This is a genomic window from Pseudovibrio sp. W64, from assembly GCF_001623145.1.
Lineage (GTDB): Bacteria > Pseudomonadota > Alphaproteobacteria > Rhizobiales > Stappiaceae > Pseudovibrio.
Genome location: NZ_LMCI01000038.1, coordinates 1032579 through 1052389 on the forward strand (window position 1 = coordinate 1032579; position 19811 = coordinate 1052389).

Below are 19811 nucleotides of genomic sequence, written 5' to 3' on the forward strand. Positions count from 1 at the left end.
ACCAGCCCAAGGTTTCATGAAGCTTTCTTCATGAGAGGCTAAATTAGAGCGCCCTTAAGCAATCCCACGCACTTCCATCGGCGTCTTGCCCGTCCAGCTGTGAAACGCGCGAAAGAACGAACCGGTATCCTTGTAGCCAAGCAGATAGGAGATTTCCGGAATGCTCAGATCACTGCGCACCAGATAGTGTTGGGAAAGTTCGGCGCGGGTCTCGCTCAAAATGTCCTGAAAACTCTTACCTTCTTCCTTCAGCTTACGCTGCAAGGTCCGCTTGCTGGCATTCAGGTTCTGGCTGATCACGTCAATTGTGTTCTGGCCCGCTGGCAGGCTTTCCAGCAACGCATTCTTCACCCGGCGGGACATTTCATCAGAACTGCCCGTGCTCTGCAATTTCTGGCGCAGCCCGTCTTCAAACGTATCCCACATGCCTTCCATCTGTGTGATCAGCGGACGAGTGGCATCCTGCAGCGAAAGGGTGATGTGCGCCACCGGAGCAGGCGTTGCCTTCACCCCGCATTCCGCTTCAACAGCAGACCAGTCCAGATCCCCAACAGGGCCTCCCACACTGAGCGGCACAATCTGCTCTCCGGTAAAGGTGCGGCTGCAATTGGTGAAGTAGACAATCTCGAACTGAGCCAGAATTTCAGGAAACGGTTCCGTCGGATCGCTGGAGGTAAACAAGATGGACACCGTGCTGTCCGTACGCTCAACTTCCAGCCGGATGGGCGCAATCAAGGGTTTGAACAGCGCAAGACGCTTCACGCCTTCCTCAATGTTTGGACTGCAGGAAAACGCAAAGGCGTGTGGAACAAAACTGCCTTGCTTGATGGTGTGTCCAAGTTTGATTGCCAGATCGTTGCCGCCATATTCCTGATGCAGCGCATGCCAGATGGCAAAATACTGCGCCTGTGTGATGCCCTTGGCTGCCGGACCCAGCTGCTCAATGGAAACTCCGGCACGGCGCATCACCCGGTCAACAGACAGGTCAAGGTATTGAATGATTTGCGCCATCATGGCGGCGCCTGGGTAAAGATGTGCGTGTTTCGTCATGCTCGGCTCGGTCTCATTGGTCTTGCCACTCTTTCATCTCGAATTTTTGCTAGGTGTGCCAGTACCAATTTACATAGTGGCGCGATATGGCAGTACTTTGGCGCGATTTGCCACTGAAAGCGAGAGAGGCGAGTGCTAGGGATAACTACAGATCATCTGTTTCAGGCTCAAAAAGCAGAATAGCGCATTCCGCATACAACACTGCCCCATTCAAACAGTGCCTGAGATTATTGCTGACCCAGCCAACCGCTACGGATCAAAAAAGGGATTTTTTTTGATGGCAATTTCTTTAAAGCTGAACGGCCAGACGCATAAGGTCGACGCCGAACCAGGAACCCCGCTTCTTTGGGTGATCCGCGATGAACTCAAGCTCACCGGAACAAAATTCGGGTGTGGTGTCGCCTCATGCGGGGCGTGCACTGTTCATCTGGATGGCGAGCCGGTCCGCTCCTGCCAAACGTTTATTGAAGATGTGGAAGATTCTGAGATCACCACAATTGAAGGCCTGAAGTCCACGCCGGCACAAGCTGTGCAACAGGCATGGACAGAGCTGGACGTGGTCCAGTGTGGTTATTGTCAGTCCGGCCAGATCATGTCTGCCGTTGGCTTGCTCTCTGAAAACGCAAAGCCGACACTGGAAGAAATTGACGATTACATGGACGGCAACGCCTGCCGATGCGCCACCTACCAGCGCATTCGTTCCGCAATCGTACGTGCATCAGAAATTATGGAGGCTTGATATGAGCGTGTTGTCCTCTCGTCGTGGCTTCCTCAAAGGGGCAGCAGCCTCTGCTGCCGCCGTTCTTGTTATTGGTGTGGCCCCATCCGGCTCTATGGCCGCTGCAAATGCTGCAGACACCACCATGCTCAATCCGTTTGTAAAGATTGCAGCAGATGGCACCGTGACTGCGATCGTCAAACATTTTGAAAAAGGGCAGGGTCCGGCAACCGGCCTCACCACACTCATTGCAGAAGAGCTGGGCGTCAGCATGGATGCGATAGAGTATGAGTTCGCCCCATCCAATCCAAAACTTTACAACAACACGGCATTCGGACCTATCCAGGGTACCGGCGGCTCCACCGCCATGTTCAACAGCTTCAAGCAGTATCGTCAGGCAGGCGCTGCAGCCCGTGAAGTGCTTTTGCAAGCCGCATCACTGGCTTGGGATGTGCCCGCCGCTCAGCTCAAGCTGGAAGATGGCGTGATCTCAGGCGGTGGCAACAAAGCGCCAATCGGTGAGTTTGTAGCAGCTGCGAGCAAGCTGACAGCCCCTGAAAACCCGCGCCTGAAAGATCCATCCGAGTTCAAGTTGATCGGCAATGCCAGTGTGCGCCGCAAGGACACACCGCCTAAGATCAACGGCACCGCCAAATACGCGATGGACATCCAGCTTGATAATCAGATGGTCGTCACCATCAAACGGGCCACCCGCAAAGGTGCAACTGTCACGTCCTTTGACGACAGCGCCGCAAAGGATGTCAAAGGCTTCATCCGTGCAGCCACACTGCCCAACAAAGCTGGCGTTGCGGTTTACGCAGAAAACACATGGGCCTCTCTTCAGGCTCGTGAAGCTCTGGAAGTCACCTGGGACAATTCAGCAGCTGAAAGCCGCAGTTCTGAAGACGTCTACAAAGAGCTGATGGCTGCGCTCAACACAGCGCCGGAATACAACCTGACCAAAAACGATCAGGCCGAGATTGCAGGTGCGATTGAAAACGCAGACAAGGTGGTGGAAGAGACCTTCTACTTCCCACTGCTCGCACATGCGCCAATGGAACCGCTCACCTGCACCATTGAGGCGACAGAAGATGGCGGCGTGATCCTGCATGACGGCTGTCAGATGCCAACCTCACCACATGCAGCGATTGCGCAAATCCTTCAGGTGCCAATGGACAAGGTGCAGGTCAACACCATGTTCGCTGGCGGCTCGTTCGGTCGCCGTGCAACACCAACGGTAGACTATCAGGTGGAAGCAGCGCTTTCCTTTGTGATGACGGATCGCCGCCGCCCGGTCAAACTGGTGTGGTCTCGCGAAGATGACATCACTGGTGGCTACTACCGCCCGGCATTTGCGCACAAAGTTCGTGTTGGTCTTGATGCAGATGGCAACATCGCTGGTTGGGATCACCGCGTTGCAGGTCAATCCATCTCCAAGGGCACCCCGTTTGAGGCGTTCTCGGTTCATGATGGGGTCGATCATCTTTCCGTAGAAGGCGTCACCCCGACGCAGTACTCCATTCCGGGCATGTTTGCGGGTCTGACGGACATCAAACCAGCCACAACCGTTTTGTGGTGGCGCTCCGTTGGTCACACCCACACCGCCTACGTCATGGAAGCCATGATGGACGCCGTTGCAACAGCAGCGGGTCGTGATCCGGTTGAATTCCGTCTGGCACATCTGGCAGGCGATACGCCAGATCAAAAACGACTGACGGGTGTTCTCAAACTGGCCGCTGAAAAAAGCAACTGGGGCAAAGGCGCTGAGGGTCGCTCTCAAGGCGTCGCGGTCCACAAATCCTTTGGCAGCTATGTTGCCGAAGTTGTCGAGATTTCAGGTGATGCAGAAAACGGGGTGAAGATCGAAAAAGTCACCTGCGCCGTTGATTGCGGCATCCCGGTCAATCCGGATGTGATCAAGGCACAGATGGAAGGCGGCATCGGCTACGGCCTTGGCCACGCCATGCGCGATGAGATCACGCTGGAGAACGGTGAAGTTATCCAACAAAACTTCCCGGACTACGAACCGCTCCGCATTGGAGATATCGGCGAGATTGAAACGCACATTGTCCTCTCCATGGAAGCCCCAACAGGCGTCGGCGAACCGGGCACACCACCATCCGCTCCAGCACTGGCAAATGCCATTGCAGCGAAAGGGCCACGTGTAACCGAACTCCCAATGACCAAGGCAGGCGTCACCTTCGCCTAAACTGATATGGCAGAGCAAAAGGCAGGCTGAATATCCATCAGCCTGCCTTTTGTGCGTTTTACAAAAAAACGCAGCTTACACGAAAAAAACGCAAACCAACGCACAAAAACACGATCATTTTTCAGCTCACAACTTATTTGGTGTGTAAGACGCACTAACGCTCTGTTTTTTATAAGTAAAATCAAATCTATTCTGATCTGTGAAGCGAAAACCGCTTCTTACAGATGAAACCTTTTCAGCTCACTTTGTGAACCTTCAATTGTCGCAAATTGAAGCCTGCCTGTACCCTATGTTCCCCTTAAAAGCGCGGAGCAGTGCTCCCGAATTCTGTCTTTATCCCCTTTGATGGAATGGGCTTGGGAGCTGAGCAATGGATTTCCTGCAACAAACCTGCAAAAGCCTTTATCTGGCTCCAAACTCTGGCGACAACGCCGGTGGTTTTGCGTTTGTTGTCAGCAAGGTAGCCACCAGAAGAGCCAAACTCCCCAAGCGCATTTCACTCAAAGACGCGCTCACCAGCAAAACCTATTCAGGCTCCTTCATCTACTGCCCGGATCCACTTGAATGTGGAGGCAAAGAGAGCAGTCAACAGGACCTGGTATCTGGCCTGCATGCCTACTTGCAAAGCATGAATGTACTGCGCGGTTTCATGTGGCTTCCCAGAGACTTAACGCCGCTTCCAGTCCCTCGTGACTACACCGGCCAACGCCCGGCCTTCTTCTCCATTAATGCAGCGGGAACAGTGACAACCAGCAGTCTGTCCTACCTTCTGGCACCCGAACTCACCATCGAGTTCTATTCAAGCGCTTACATTGGTGTTTCTGAAGATGAAGAGAACCTGCAACTCTCGGAATCTGCCATCCAGTTGGGAGGATATCTCAGCCCGGATACGGGGTCGGTGAGCAAGGCAGACATCCGCTGCTCCGGCCCGGATCGCGGTGCCATTGTGTTTGATGCCGAGTTCGAGCGCGGCGCTCTTCATGATCAATGGAATCTGGGTTTTCAATGGGTTACGAAAGATGCGGAGACCAAAACCGGCGTTAATGGCCAACGCTTCGCCTTGGGCACAGGTGATGATGGCAGCCGTAATCCTCTGCCTATGACGCTCATTGTGGATGTCACCGATGCGCTGAACATCTACCCGACGCACAATCGAACAGATCCCAACCGCTGCGCCTTCTATTTTCGCGCCGAAGAGGAAAGCGGGCAGGGACCACCCCTGAACAGCTTCTACCGGACCACCTACGGCGCTCCCGTTGTTTTACAGAGTATCACCGCTGACAGCCATGTGAGTGATGCACAGCCAGCAGGCATTATCCTCACCCCGAGCTACGAGAATGCCTCATCACTTCATAGCTTTATCGCCAGTCCTGTTGGTGATTTCCTCGTCTGTGCACCTGTCGCACACGACGATACAAAAGCCCGCTTCATGTGCGGACTGGGCGGCACAGAGTTTCTGGAAGTCCCTGGCGCTGCAGAACACGCGCTCTCTGAGGGAGCACGGCTGCGGTTTATACCCGATCAGCCTGCCTACGCACCGGTTTTCCCGTTGCCTTTGTCGTCTCCCGTTGGACGCCCTGCACCCAAAGGAGCCCCACTCAAAGGCAACTACAAAACGTCGTATGTACAGGTGTTCCCGCCAGATAAGACCGCAGAAAAGAGTGAGACATCCATCACCTATGTGGCGCAACCCCACGGCAGCGCACTGCACGGCTATGATGATGAAATCTGGCAGGAAAACAAGGAGTTGCTGGGCACTGTCAGTCCGGTCTACACACTGCCGCCAATGGAAGATCAGGCCTTCCCCATGTTCCCCTACGCCGGTACAGATGAGGGTGACCCGAGTTATTCTCAGTGTGATGTCGCCCTGTTTGAAAAAAGCATCCTTGCGCCAACCCGCCGCAAGGTGATCGCATCTCTGACCAACGCTCAATCCAACGCCAGAGAGGCTAAGGCGCAAACAGGAGAGGGGGATGCAACTCTGACAACCCCTCTGGGCGTGATCGCCACGTTGCAATCACCCACAGACGCCAGTCACTGGAAGGAAGTCAAGCTCGCTCAAATCAAAGTACCAACACCTTCCGACTTTGCCTTCAAAGACTTATCCCCCAAGCTCATTGAGGCCTTCCAGACCAATCAGCTGTTTTTGGTCGCTGCAAACCCATCAGAATTAGGTGAAGCAGGCTCAACCTTCCTCAACACACTGAATATCGAAGACTGGCAGATCGAAGCCGACGTCGGCAATTCACCAGATTTCGGCGACTACGCCAACATATTGATTATTAAAGGAATACGCGGCCCACTCTACGACCCGAAGGGCAGTGAAAAAGACAACCTCATCTCCAATCCGCAAAAATGGACCCAAAAAGAAACCTTCGCCGCTCCAACAACCAAGCGCCAAAACACACCAGACAAAGCCCAGCTGGTCAACGTTTCCTCATGGCTTCAGGATTACTTCAAAGCAGCCTATGAAAACCCCGCAACAGAGTACTTCGAAAGCTTCAACCAGACTGCCGCTGATCCTAACTGGACCGGCGTACTTATGCTACGCGCGCGTATCAAATCACCACCCGAGCAATTGGCTGGGATTGTGGCCGGTGTGCGCGATCCGGCAAAGTTTTATGCCCACCATCTCGCCATCCGCATCAATCAGATCAAGGCAGGTGCAAGTGGTGAAAAAATCGAAATAAAGAAGCAAAGCTCGGTCTATGGGCTGATTTACTATGAAGACAGTGACCTCATTGTACCAAAGGGAGCAACGAGCCCGGAGCCAGTTGTGCCCTCTGCAACGCGCACATATGATTTCATCCTGCTCTCGCTCAAAGTGCTTTTTGAGAACTCGGCAATAAAGAAGTTCTCCTCCTTCGCACAGCTCTCCATGACCAGGATTTTTGGCAGTGAGACCGTCAGTTCAAAGCCCGTTTTACCGGCAAGCCAACCACAGCCCAAAGGCAGCCAGTACAAGTCGTTGATTATGAAAGCGAGTTATCAGGACAACAACAACCACCCGTCCTACACCATGGCTGCAACCCATCCCTATCTGTTCACGTTCGACAACAACATCCTGGAGCAAACAGAGTTCACATCCGCGCGAATGAACACCATCTCCAAACACGAAAAAACGCAGGAAAATCAAACAGAACCACTCATCCGCTTCGCCTTCACCGGCTTCCTCGATTTCGCGATCCTCAGCGCAGGCAAGAACAAGCCGGTTGACTTATTCTCCTTTGGCAATGAGCCAGACCAGCAAACCAGCCAGAATGGACTGGCCTTCAACGAGCTCGGCCTGCAAATGAGCTTTGCACAAACGAATGCCTATGAAAGCCAGAAGATCACTTGGGACAGCGCTCAGCTGACATTCGACAGCAAAAACAGCACGCCCCGCAGCGGCAGCCTGGTCGCCACTATGCCATTGCAATTGAAAGGGTTTGTCAGCTCCGACAGCGCAGATAAAACGCCAGCTTCCATGGGATACTTGGATGTTGTGACCAGCGTCCGCCAGCAAGGCCTGTCAGACACATGGAACGGCCTCAAGTTCGAAGTCAGCCTCGGCACCGCCGGAGACCTCGCAGGCAAACTGGGCCTCACCGCTGATTTGCTGCTGGCATGGTCACCAGACTCCACGGGCGAAACCTACAAATCCAAGACTGCCATCCATATGCCGGGCTCCTCCAACGGTGCCTCGCTCATCAGCCTGCAGAACGTGCTTTCCATGTCCTACGGCCCGATCCAGCTGCTCTACACGGAAAATCCCAATAGCAAAGAAGCTGATACCGGCAAGCAATACATGTTTGTTCTCAATGAGATCGCCATCAAATTTCTGGGGCTGGCCAAGATCCCGCCAAGCGGCGCCACATCGTTCTATCTGTTCTCAGACCCAGATGAGAGCAACGAGGGCTCGGCCAAAACCACAGGTCTGGCCTGGTACGCGGTCTACAACAACGAGCCCGCCGACAGCAAATAAATCATTCCTTCAATCAGCACTGGTGCAGCAAGATGAACGAGCACAGTCCAATCGAACCACTCGAGCGCGTAGCCACGCCAGACGAAGAGAGCCTGTCCTCAGAGCTTGCCAATCTGGTGCAAATGTTCGCCTCTGCTGCACAGGATATGAATGCGACGCTCTCCAGCCACAACCTTGGACGGCTCATAGATTTTCTGCGTGGTAAAAAACTGCGCTACTTCCTCTCTCAAGACCAAAGGTCAGGCAGTGCCGCCAACACCATCAACCTCCTAAAGCGAATGATTTCCCTTGGATTTCAGGTAGATGTGGACCTGATTTACGACAGTGGCCAAAAAACGCTCCTGCAGGAACTGGCGCAGCTGTTACCCGGCTTTGACCCGACCACCCGCGCATCAATGACGCTGGACGGCGTTACAATCACCTTTCACGCCTATCAGGAAACCACCGTTGGCGAGATAACCCACCGTTCCGTACCGGGTCTGTCTGGCACGATGCCGCTATGTCTATGTGGTGGCGGTAACATTCCCAACATCGACAACACCAGCATCGCGACAGCTGTGAAATGCAGCTATTTTGTTTTGCTCCAGCCCTATCTCTGGACAGCAGAAAACTGCTCACAGGCCGAAAAGACCTGCTCCGCCAACTCCATGGTGGTGCTACCGGGTCTCAAGCAGACCATAAATCTTGATGATCAGCTGGTCCTGCAAGGCCCACAGTTTGCCTATCGCAGTTTCAAGCAGGACCTAAGCCCAAAGCTCAACTGGGCGAACCTGAGGACGATCCCAGAGGTCAACACCAAGGCACTGAGCGCAGCGCAGAACATCAGCAATGCTGTTGGAAAATCCAGCCAGTCCGGCATCGAGTTCTTTCCGGTTGCGAGCCTGCCAAGTTCATCGACAGACAAAGCATCGCTTGTCGGCAATGCAGAAGGGATTGCTTTTGAGCTCATCGCCGCATCCGCACTTCTGCAAAAGCAAAAAGGCTTTACCAAAAAGCCGGTTGTCATCGCTGTTCTGGATGATCTGAGCAATTCCACATGGCAAACACTTGCGCGATATTTTCCCCAAAAGAACGCGGCGAAGCAGGGTGCAAGCACGTCTCGTGATGAGCTGACAAAGAACATCAACGCTTACTGCAAGAACCAGCAAGTGTTCCGAAATACCTCTGGCTCAGGTACTGGTATTTACCTGAATAAAGACCTGTCTGGCTCTGCGGGGGCTACTTTCCTCAGCAAACTGAAATCGGGTGCAACGGTTGTCACCACCTTGTCTGATCTGCCGCCAGACGCGATTGACTATTTGTATGGCGCAGCCACATTGCCAAGCGTTCTGGAAGGCACTCAAAGCGCCAATCTGGCTGTAAACCTGGGTAAGCCGTTCTTCAAACTCGGCAATTTCACGTCCAACCCTTATCCAAGCACATTTGGAAACGGCAAGGGCAAAGCCGCCAGCAGCACAACACCAACCACCGCAACGCTTTTAGATACCTCAAAAAACCAGATTGCTCTCGGAACATCCGCGTTTCAGGAGGGCTACAAAGCAACCATGCCGCCCAATGAACTGGCGCAAATCATATCGAATATGATGACCCAGTTTCGCTCAGAAAAGGGCGAGTACTTCGAGTATTTTGACGGCCTCAAACAGTATTACACCGCACCTCAAAACGATAAGCTCTTACAAGCGCTTGGATTTTTAGCGGCCAGATTTGCTCTTGTTTCAGTCGCAAGTGGCGTCTCCGACAGTATTTTCTCTGATCTGCAAACACTGCAAACCTCGCTGACGGAAAACACAAAAAATGGGATTCTCGCTCTGATCCCCAATGTGCTGAAAGAGGGGCCGTTTCACACCTTCCTGCAAACAGTACTGGGCTCAGGTGGACTGACAATCGGCTCAGCAAAAAGCCCTGTGACGATCAACCCGGTCTACACCTCAAAAAAGCTCAGCAAGATCATCGTACAGGGAAAGACCTCGGATTTCCTAGGCACAGAACTGGAAGTCACACTTACCGTCTCCAGCACAGGACGATCGAGTAAAAATCATAGCAATTACAAAGTCCAACTCCAAATCTCATTGGAAAAGCTTGAGCTACCAGGTGTCGAATGGTTCGCGCTAGACGACACAGGTCTGTCCGTTGAATTTTCCAGCAATGGTGCGCGGCTCACAGGCGGTGTGCAAACCTCCATTGAGGTCGGCGACACGCTCATTCCATTCCACATGGATTTCCCAAGCTCTGCCAAAAACAAGATGGTGGTGCAGGGGGCATTTGCAGAGGAGGTAGCCCCGTCACTGAACTCCATATTCACGCTCATCGGCGGGATGAACTTTGCAAACTCGATCCCCTCAGAATTTGCCGACCTGAACGAGCTAAATGTGGATGGTCTGCGCTTCAACTATGACCAAAAAAACAAGAGAATAGACAGTTTTCAGGTTTCTCTGAAAGACAGCAAGGAATGGGATCTGTTTGGTGGATTGAACCTGAAGAACCTGAGTTTTGAGATCACCGCTTCACAGCCAACCGGCAAACGTCAGATAAGCTGGGTGGCCTCCACAGATGCTGTGATCGGTTCAAGCAGTAACCCAGCAATTCTCGATCTTTCTGCCACCTATCCGCAAACCACAGTAACGGCAACACTTAGCCCGGATGGGGCAAACCTGCCTGTCTCGGACTTCGTGAATGCATTGCTGCCGAGCGGCTATCACCTTGACGTTGATGCCGATATTGCAAACCTGTCACTGGAATATTCTCCCGGACAGAACAAGAATAGCAGCTCCTATTCCGTTGAGGCTGGCGTAAATTTGAAAGGCTGGCAAATCACCTTGCCACCTGCAAAGTTCGAGCTCAACGACATCTACATCCAAGTCAAAGGCGTTGGAACCAACTCGGTAGGCTCCATCAAAGCCTCTACAACGCTGTTTGATGGTCTGCCAAATGTTCAGCCCGTCCCCGTTAATGTGACAGCCACATTTAACACGCAAAATCATCTCTGGACGTTTACCGGAGAGCAGGGTGATACGCCTATCAAGGTCAGCCAGATCATTGATGCCTATTTCGGCAGTAACTGGGCACCGGGTGCTATCGATGTAGACCTCACAGATCTGAATGTAACCTTCTCAACGGGCAACGGAACATCCGCGGCCAGTTATGAGTTTGGGGGAACAGTGAGCCTCAACAAAGACGTGAGGCCAAAATGGCTCCCGGATGTGACCTTCACGGCAAAAATCGGAGATACGGGGGGAAGTGAGCTTCTGTTACCTGGCAGCCAAGCGCGCATTCCGGTGCTTGATGACCGCGAAGAGATTGTCTTCATTGAACCAGCCAAATCATTGACCCGTTATGAAACCGCAAAAGAAAACGGCAAATACGCATTGCTGACAGCTGATGTGCTTTGGGAGAACATCGAGCTCACCGTATTTTATCAGTACGAAAAACCCGCATCTCATTTCGGTATCACATGGGGTCTGTTTTCGGCTGAGGTATTGGCTGATCAATGTGCAACGATCAGGTTTACAGATACCACCACACTTGGTGCCATGGTCGAAACCTTTGTGGAATGGATGACCGGAACAAAGTTTGGGCTCGCCGCGCCATTTGACCTGTTAAATGATGTCAAACTTTCTGATTTTGAACTCAAATGGGACTTTAACACCGGAAGCGTTGAATTTGATGTGAAAATTGGTCCTATCGACCTTTTAATCGCCTCAGTGACCGGCATTTCGCTCACGTATAAAAAGAAATCAGGTGTTCTCGTGCAGCTGAAAGGTGATTTTCCCTGGCTGTCTGATAGCGAACTGGAAGCAACAAAGCTGCCGCCATGGCGAGCTGATCAACCCTCCACAACACCTAGCCCCGGCGGTGCTGGCAACAAGTATCTTGACCTGCGTTTACTCGCTGGCGGGCAGCATGTCGACGTCAAAGGCTTGCAAGACGTCACCACCGTGCAGCAAGCTGTCGATATTCTGGGAGACCTTCACAAACCCTCAGCGAAGAAGGTGCCCGACATCGGCTTTGCTGGTGACATCAACTGGCTGTTTGCAACGGACTTCGGTGTTCTGAGGATCGATTCCAGCAAAGAACTAGGGCAGGAACATCAAGGCGACCTTGAAAGCACCGGTGCCAAGTACACATTCACCTTGCAAGTGGTTCTGACGGACCCAAGTCTTTACGCACTGCGCATCGCCTGCAATGGTAAAGCGGCTAAAGTCTTCTCCGGTCTGGATTTTCAGGTCATCTACAAAAAAGTCTCACCGGGCCTTGGTAAGTTTTCAGCCTCCATCGAACTGCCGGAAATCATGCGCCGCATTGATGTTGGGGCCGTGACAATCACACTGCCCACATTCGGTATTGAGGTCTACACCAACGGTGACTTCCAGATTGATGTCGGCTTCCCCTGGAACAATAATTTCTCGCATTCTTTCTCAGTTGAGGCCATTGTACCGCCGGGTATTCCGGTAAAAGGCGGAGGAGGGTTCTACTTTGGCAAGTTGCCTGCCGCTTCTGTCAAAGGGCTGCCAGTCTCCACAAAAGGCTTCTTCAACCCCAATCTGGTCTTCGGCTTCGGTGCCCAGTTGGGGCTCGGCAAGTCCGTTGATATGGGCATTCTCAAAGCGGGCTTCAGCCTCACCGCCTTCGGAATTTTGCAAGGCATTTTAGCAAAGTGGAATGCCTATGAAGATCAGCACTCAGGCAGCAGCGATGCTCTGTCACTGCAGGGCGAATATTTCTTCTCCCTCACAGGCACCTTTGGCATCATTGGTAAACTGTATGGCACCATAGATTTTGCTATTATCAAGGCTTCGGTCAATATCAGGATCGAAGTAAGCGCACAGATCAAGCTTGCCTCATACGAGCCGATCCCCCTCACAATTTCAGCTAAGGTGGATGTCCGCGCCTCTGCGAAGATTGATCTTGGCCTGTTCACCATCAAAGTGAGCTTCAGCTTCTCTGCACACGTTCATACCACCTTCAAACTAGGAGCTCTCCAGGATCCGAGTAAAGCTCCCTGGCTTGATAGTTCGGAAGCCTACGAAGGCTTGCTTGCTGCACCATTAGCGGACCGCCTCGCGCTCTACAGCCGCTTGCCAATGCTGACGGGAGCCTATGAGGCAGCTCCAGTAGAGTTCAACTGGGCAAACCTGCAACCTGCTGCGGATCCCTCTCAAAACCCGCTGGAGATCCATCTGGGCTACGGCTTGACCCTGGCAAAGGATGAGAACTGGTCGTCTTCTGAAAAAAACCGAGCGCCACAGTTGCCGTGTTACGTCGCCAACCTGTTCATTTCAGCACCAGCAACTCCGGAAGATGCGGAGCTTTATGAGAAGGCCGCAGGGCAGCAAACAGACACTGCATTCGAGGCTCTGGCCAAGATGGTAACCCGCTGGCTTGTGGCCGCGACCATGGGTGATGAAAACCCCAGTGCAGACCAGGTTGATAACCACGTAATCAGCGCGATTGAGATCAACGCCATACTGAACAGGCTGGGTGAGTTGGAAGGCTCGTCAGAGGCACTAACCCAGCAGGACATCACCACGTTCCTGCAGCAACAGTTCATGCTCGATATTGCTTTGCCGTCCCGTTCAGGAGAGGCGCAGGCGACCTATTTCCCCATGTTGCCATCACTCAGCATCGCGCTGGAACAAGACAGCAAAACATCGCTCTCCTATACTTTTGCAGACTACAATTCCATAACCACCGAGTACCTGGAAGACTTAACAGTTTACTTTAACCAGCTCAGTGTTCAGGTGGAAAAAGAGAGTGGGAAATCTCCCTCTGAGATTGATGGAGGTGGCAGTAAAACATCAATAGCATCATATATATATGAAAACTATTTCATGCTGATTATGAAGCAGATGATGCAAAACCTCCTGAGCGGTCTACGCGACTTCAATTATCCGCTCCCAGCTGGAAAAACACCCAGTTACATTGTGAGTTGGGTCAACAGCCAAGGTGCATTCTCCGGAGCAGACTTTACCCTCGCAGACCTCTTCAAAGCCAACAACAACCACCCTTTGACAGCAGGCCTCAACGTCACAATTCCGACTGCACCGCTTGTGATCCCTGCGAACAGTTCCTTCCAAAAATTAGCCAGCAACAACCCATATAATGCGCCTGTCGAAGCCTTTGACCTCATGAGTAAAAACAAGACAGTCGCAGGCCTTTTGCGCAGTGGTGCTCAGATTGATTACACCGCATCAGATGGAACTCATAAGAAGCACACAGTCTCTGGCGGGCAAACATTAAATGCAGTCGCATCAGCTCTTGGAATTACAATCGATGAATTGACCAGCAGCAGTGCTGTGCAAGCCCAGCAGGACCTTCTGGTTGTCGGCTCTACGTTGCAGATGCCAGCGTTCACGCAAAAGACAACGGACACAGATACCCTCTCATCCATCGCGCAAAAGTTTGACGCTGATGTTGAAGCGCTGGCAATCACCGCAAACGGAGAACTCACCGATCTGTTTGCAGGCGCCACTGGCTCCAATGCAGGCTCCATCGCAGGCTCAGATGCTGGCAGTCTGAGCATCGTGCATCTGCCTCAGTTCCCCGTTGGAGAGCTCATCAAGGAAGTGCAGCGTACGGGTGGCATCACCCACCTGTCAGGCATGGCCTCACGCTATTATTTCCACGGTATGCGTCTGCCAACGGATGGCATCACACCACTTGTAGAGGGCATCTGGGTTGAAAAGGATGAGGCTGGAAAGCTCAGTCTGCCGAATGAGGCTGGCCTGTTCGCTCTGTCCGGTCAGCAGCTCGCCATCCCAACGCCGCTAACAAGCAGTCTCTCCTTACTGCTGAGCAAGCCAAAGGATGCAGATTGGATCACACTTGGAAATGACCAAACCACCCTGAAATACGAGGTGGATGTACCGTCAGACAATGAGGCGACTGCAAGCAAGGACTATCAACGCATTGAAGCCGTCAACACCTACGGGCAGACAGAGTACCTGTCAGCTGGACCAGAGGAACTTTCACTCCTTGCAAAGGTTGAGCAGCAACCAAACGCTTTCCCAATCCCGCACTTTATCAATTGGCAAAGTGCAGAGCCAATCAACGTTCCCACAAACGACCCTCAAAAGCCATCCAACACCCAATATCTGCGTTTGTGGACGCTTTCTGCAGCACTAACGGCACTTGGTGCCAACAGCGCGCAAAACAGCGCTGTTGTGCCTCCTCAGCTCCTTGTTGAACAAGTGTCGATGGATGCTGCAACTGGAAAGGCCATCAAAACCCCGCTGACGAACTATGGCTGGGCATCAACAATTGAGTTCTCCATCAAGAAACTGCCAGCTCAAACATCGAGCGCTCCAGCGGCGGAAGCCAAAGCGGCGCCAGATGCGGCCTTGAAAACAACCTATGAGCTGAATGGGGTGAGTTCGGCTGGCGTTGTCATTCTGGAGCGATTGCTGCAAAGCCTGCCTGAGGATCATAGCTTTGCGTCTCTCACGCTCGGTTACAGCAAAGGCTCACAAAGCAGCGGTACACATTTTGTGGGTGAGGGCGGAAGCAATGTCACATTCGGCTTGTCGCAAACCAACCTCTCCACGGTGACCAATCCAACCGGAGAGCTGTTGTCTGAGGCGGCAAAAGAAAGCCAGAGCCCGACGCTTCTTAACACGCCCATGTCACTGGTCAAACTGCTTTGGGAAGCTGGCATCACCAACTCGGGCGGCTTCTATCTCTATTACACCGCTGATGACGGGCAGACTGGATTGCCGCCAGATATCTTTAACGAAAAGGGCGAGGCGACGCTGTCTCTGGTCATCATCCATGAAGATCAGGAGTACATGCACGCCTACGTCAACGGGCTCGCAACTGCACAGCCAATCGCAGGCTCAGGTACATCATTGACGGCCGCTGCCAAAGGCGAGTTGGTGGAGCACACGACCACTGACGATGATACACTGGCAAGTATTGCGCTGCGCTATCACTCCAACCTCAACTCACTCATCGCCAACACTCTGACTTCTGATCAGGAAACATCAGCGAGCGGCAAAATCCAGCTTATACCGGGCAAAACCATCAGCATCGAGCAGGGTACCTATCGGGTTCCACAAAGCGGTGATGTATCCTTCGCAAGTATCGCCTTGCGCTTTGGGACAAGCGTTGAAGAGCTAAAGCAGGTAAACCCGCGTCTGACTGGCGAAACAGTTCCAGCAGGCGCACCAATACGGTTGCCTGTGATTGAACTGACAATTGGCTCCAAGACTTTGAGCAATGATTTGTCGAGCTGCACATGCCTGTCAGATATTGCGGATTACTTCGGCACAGAGCCCATCGTTGTTGCCAGTGCGAACGCAGAGATGGAGCAACTGCTCGTCACCGGTCAAACACTCACTCTGCGTGCTGGCCCGCTAACTGTTCAACCCGGAGAACATCCCGGCGTTCAGGCGCTAAATGCACAACGTGAGCAGGCGCCGGAGATACCCAAGGGTGGAACAGGAGATGATTACGCGACGGCCTTGCTCCTCAACAATTACAGCCTGCTGGCCTATAAGATTCTGGGAAATCAGGACTTCAGACCAAGCAACATGGGCCTGCCCATTGGTGCCTCAGGCAAGTCTTCCTCGCCCAATGAGGGAAAGATCCGATACGTTCTGGAAGCGTCGGCCGGCGATGCGGAAATGTATCATGGCGTAATATCGTATCTCAGCCTTGTAAAAACCGAAAACGCCTCAGAAGCCATGACACTCAACCCGTACAGTGCCAACGGATTGGTCCTGCAAACTCAACTCGGCTGGAACGACTATTACGGCAATACGATCCTATCAACACTGGACGAGCCCACAAAGTCCGCAGGAAAGTTGAACAGAAAACCGGCGCTTCAGGGCTACACAGATCAGATCATCCCGCTCTCTCAGTGGCCCTCGACCTCAGCAAACTGGACAGTGCAGCCTGAGGGTAGCGCCGAAACGACCCCGGAAAACTTCACGATCCTCATCATCTTCAGCTTTGATAGTGGACCCTTCTTCCCGCAAAAAGGCCAAAATCCGGAGATCGCACAGCAAAGAGCGCACTCAGCACTGGTTATCGTTGAAGATATGCTGGCCCAGTTTAATGACCCCAACGGTTTTGCAATAGAGGTCAACTCGACACTCTCGCTCAACACCTATCAGCTCTCAGCGCACGAACTTGAGCAGCTGGTCGGCTGGTGGCAAGACATCGAGCAATTCCTGATCAAGCAAAGCAACCCGGAAGAAACTGATACTATTGAAACAATTCCGCCGCTCTCATTGTCTGTAACTGTGCCAATAAGCAGCCTCAATCAAGAACCAATCATTGAGCTCACAACACAGCTTGTCTTCAAACGAACCCACGGCATAGCAGTCGGTGATTATGCAGCCGATCCGTTGACACGATCTGTTGCCAACACCATAGCAATCAGAACCACCGTCAGTGCCCCGAAACCTAAAAAAAGTGACGCAGACTCCGAAAACCCAAAGAAGCCAAAGCCAGACATTCTGGCAGAGTTTGCGCAATGTGTAGCGCAGACTATCCATGGTCTGGACTTCACAATGATGGTCGCCTCCGGCATCAACCGATATGCGCCAACCGCTGGCGTATCTTCCAATGCAACCTGGGGCGTTCGTATCGGCACAAAGCAGGGAGATCCAATCTCCTTCCACATCACAGATGAAAGCCAGCCAGAAATATACGCACCGCTTCCGGTCAGTAACACGCTGATCTCTCGCAGTGCCTCGGTTTATCCCTATGCCGGACTGGATGATTTTGACGCAAGTACAGGAAAGTTCACAGGCAGTCCGGTTCAAAGCACCTTCTCGAATGTAGAGATGGACGTTTGGCTGAAGCAGTACTTTGAGTTTTTTGACGCGCTGCTGTCTCCCAAATACTCCTCCTCACTCCTGTTCATCGACAAACTCGCAGCCAACAAACCGCAGAGTATCTCCTGCACCGGTGAGAGCCCTGCAGTTGTAAGCGGCTTTATGGAGGCATTGACGGAGCAAAAGAAGAGCCTTGCGCAGATCACGGCACGCATGCTGGCACCCATCTATCAGGACGGCACCAGTACGCGGCTAACCTCCGCACAAGAGACCTTCAAACAAACGCTGCTGGAGGAGCTTTCCAATCTCTACACAACACAGGCTGTCCTTTCGTTCGGGGCGGACATAACCGCCAACATTCCGCTGACAGGCGATGAAGAAACTCCGCAGCTTTATGGCAACATCAACCTGAATAGCGTGGCAGACTGCCCTCCGGATGCACAGGAGGACGCGCAGGAGCCAACACCCGCAAAATCCCTTTCAAGCCTCTTCTCGCTCACGTCTGCCAAACTGAAATTGCAGGATGGCGCAGAGCAACCGCTCACCTTCCTGCTTCAGGCCTCAGAAAAACTGGGAGAGACAACGGAATGCCTCTCTCTGGATCTGAGCTATAAAGTCACATCTCTCGAGCATCAGCTCAGCCCGGTTCAGGGAATAGTCGACTATAAAGCCTCAAGCTGGCTCTCTCCGATCCAGGCGGAAGGCACTCCGGTTCTTGAAAAGCCGCTTGGGTCTTTCAAAGTGCCCATCCTGCTGCGCAGTTTCCCGGAAACGCCGCGCATGGTCTCTCAAGCGGGCCCTGCCTATGACAAGAAGGCTAAGAAACTCTCCCAGATCACCAAATGGAACTACGAGTACACTTACGGCCTGAACTTCCATTACCTTCAGGATAAGGCCCATGGGCAAATCCAATTCAACCTCAAAGACAAACCGCAAGGTGAACTCACCGGTTTCATGGATGCCTTTGCCGAACTTGCGCAGTTCATCACCATCCAGAACAACCTCACCACGACGCTGGACCAGTATGTTCCAATCATAAACGCTGGTAATCAGTCAACTGATGCCATCGAGAAGGCGGCGCAAGCTCTGGCTGTGATCATCAAGGTCAACGAGGCCATAATCTGCAAAGCAAACGCCAGCAGCAGCCTTGCGATGTTTGCGGCGACCTCACAAAAAGAGGGCAGCGAAACAGTCAGTTTCAGCATTCTGGAGGAAAATCAGGACTATAGCACTCCAACGGAGCAAACATCACAGCGCTGGGTCGTCAAACTGATACTGGAGGATTGCAATCCGCCTGCAGGACTAACCGGAGATCCTGTGGTCGAAATCCCGGATTGGATAAGCCATCTGGATAGCAGTGCTTGTGTCGAGGGTAAGCAGATCTACACCTACTATTACACCCAGAAAACGAAGAGCAAGCAGACCTATCTGACACAGGATATTGCACAGCCCTTGAGTGATCGTCAGGTCGTCATGACGGGCATGCAGGTGCTCGCGCGGCAAGATGCGTTGGCTTCCATGTACATGATCCGCAACAGCTACATCCACGGCAAAATCACAGATGGCTTCGTGTTCAGAACGCCGACGGCCACCTTTAAAAATCCGTTCCACCCAACATTGTCCAGCTTTCAATCACTCAACATCGCATACCTCGGCAACCCCACAAATGAGCCTTATCAGCGGAGCCTGAAGGAGCATCTTGAACATCTCTTCTACCTGCTGTTTCATGGTGAATATGCTGGCGACATTACGCTGCAGCTTAATATCGGCTACAGCTATCATCTTGTGCAAGGCCTCACAGAAGAGCCAATCGATCTGCCAATCGCTCTTATGCCGCCAACCCCCGTCACCATCCAGAACAACGGCGAACCTGAGGGCGATATCCTTGAAAACCTTGCCAACTCAATCACGGTGTGGGCACTGGCGCATAAACCATCCTGCAATGCAGCTCAGCTGAATATTGCCATGAACATCATGTCCAATCTGACGGAAAACCCCATGCCCTTGCTCAACCTGCAAAACCTCTACCTGTGCACCGATGACATCATTCCACCTCTGCCATCTTATGAAAGCGAAACAGAAGGGGTGTGAGAC

At 52.6% G+C, this 19811-nt stretch carries 5 protein-coding genes; 4 read left to right on the forward strand and 1 reads right to left on the reverse strand.

What is annotated here, in order from left to right:
* Positions 1–54 precede the first annotated feature (54 nt).
* A complete protein-coding gene (locus tag PsW64_RS21245) occupies positions 55–1050 on the reverse strand; it encodes an AraC family transcriptional regulator (protein ID WP_057465223.1) in 996 nt (331 codons plus the stop codon).
* 277 nt (positions 1051–1327) lie between these two features.
* Here PsW64_RS21245 and PsW64_RS21250 point away from each other — a divergent pair, with 277 nt between their 5' ends.
* From PsW64_RS21250 to PsW64_RS21265, 4 genes are all read left to right on the forward strand, one after another.
* Complete coding sequence (locus PsW64_RS21250) at positions 1328–1789, forward strand: (2Fe-2S)-binding protein (RefSeq protein WP_057465391.1); 462 nt, start codon at positions 1328–1330, stop codon at positions 1787–1789.
* A 1-nt stretch (position 1790) separates the two neighbouring features.
* Positions 1791–3977, forward strand: a complete 2187-nt coding sequence (locus PsW64_RS21255; RefSeq protein ID WP_063304856.1) for a xanthine dehydrogenase family protein molybdopterin-binding subunit — start codon at positions 1791–1793, stop codon at positions 3975–3977.
* Between the two features lie 370 nt (positions 3978–4347).
* Positions 4348–7941, forward strand: a complete 3594-nt coding sequence (locus PsW64_RS21260) for a hypothetical protein (protein WP_063304857.1) — start codon at positions 4348–4350, stop codon at positions 7939–7941.
* Between the two features lie 32 nt (positions 7942–7973).
* Positions 7974–19808, forward strand: coding sequence for a LysM peptidoglycan-binding domain-containing protein (locus tag PsW64_RS21265; RefSeq protein ID WP_063304858.1), 11835 nt, complete (start codon positions 7974–7976; stop codon positions 19806–19808).
* The last annotated feature ends 3 nt before the right edge of the window (positions 19809–19811 follow it).

Excerpts from the sequence above, each read along its gene's own strand:
- PsW64_RS21250 (WP_057465391.1), top strand. The coding sequence starts at position 1,328 with ATGGCAATTTCTTTAAAGCTGAACGGCCAGACGCATAAGGTCGACGCC.
- PsW64_RS21245 (WP_057465223.1), bottom strand. The coding sequence starts at position 1,050 with ATGACGAAACACGCACATCTTTACCCAGGCGCCGCCATGATGGCGCAA.
- PsW64_RS21255 (WP_063304856.1), top strand. The coding sequence starts at position 1,791 with ATGAGCGTGTTGTCCTCTCGTCGTGGCTTCCTCAAAGGGGCAGCAGCC.
- PsW64_RS21260 (WP_063304857.1), top strand. The coding sequence starts at position 4,348 with ATGGATTTCCTGCAACAAACCTGCAAAAGCCTTTATCTGGCTCCAAAC.
- PsW64_RS21265 (WP_063304858.1), top strand. The coding sequence starts at position 7,974 with ATGAACGAGCACAGTCCAATCGAACCACTCGAGCGCGTAGCCACGCCA.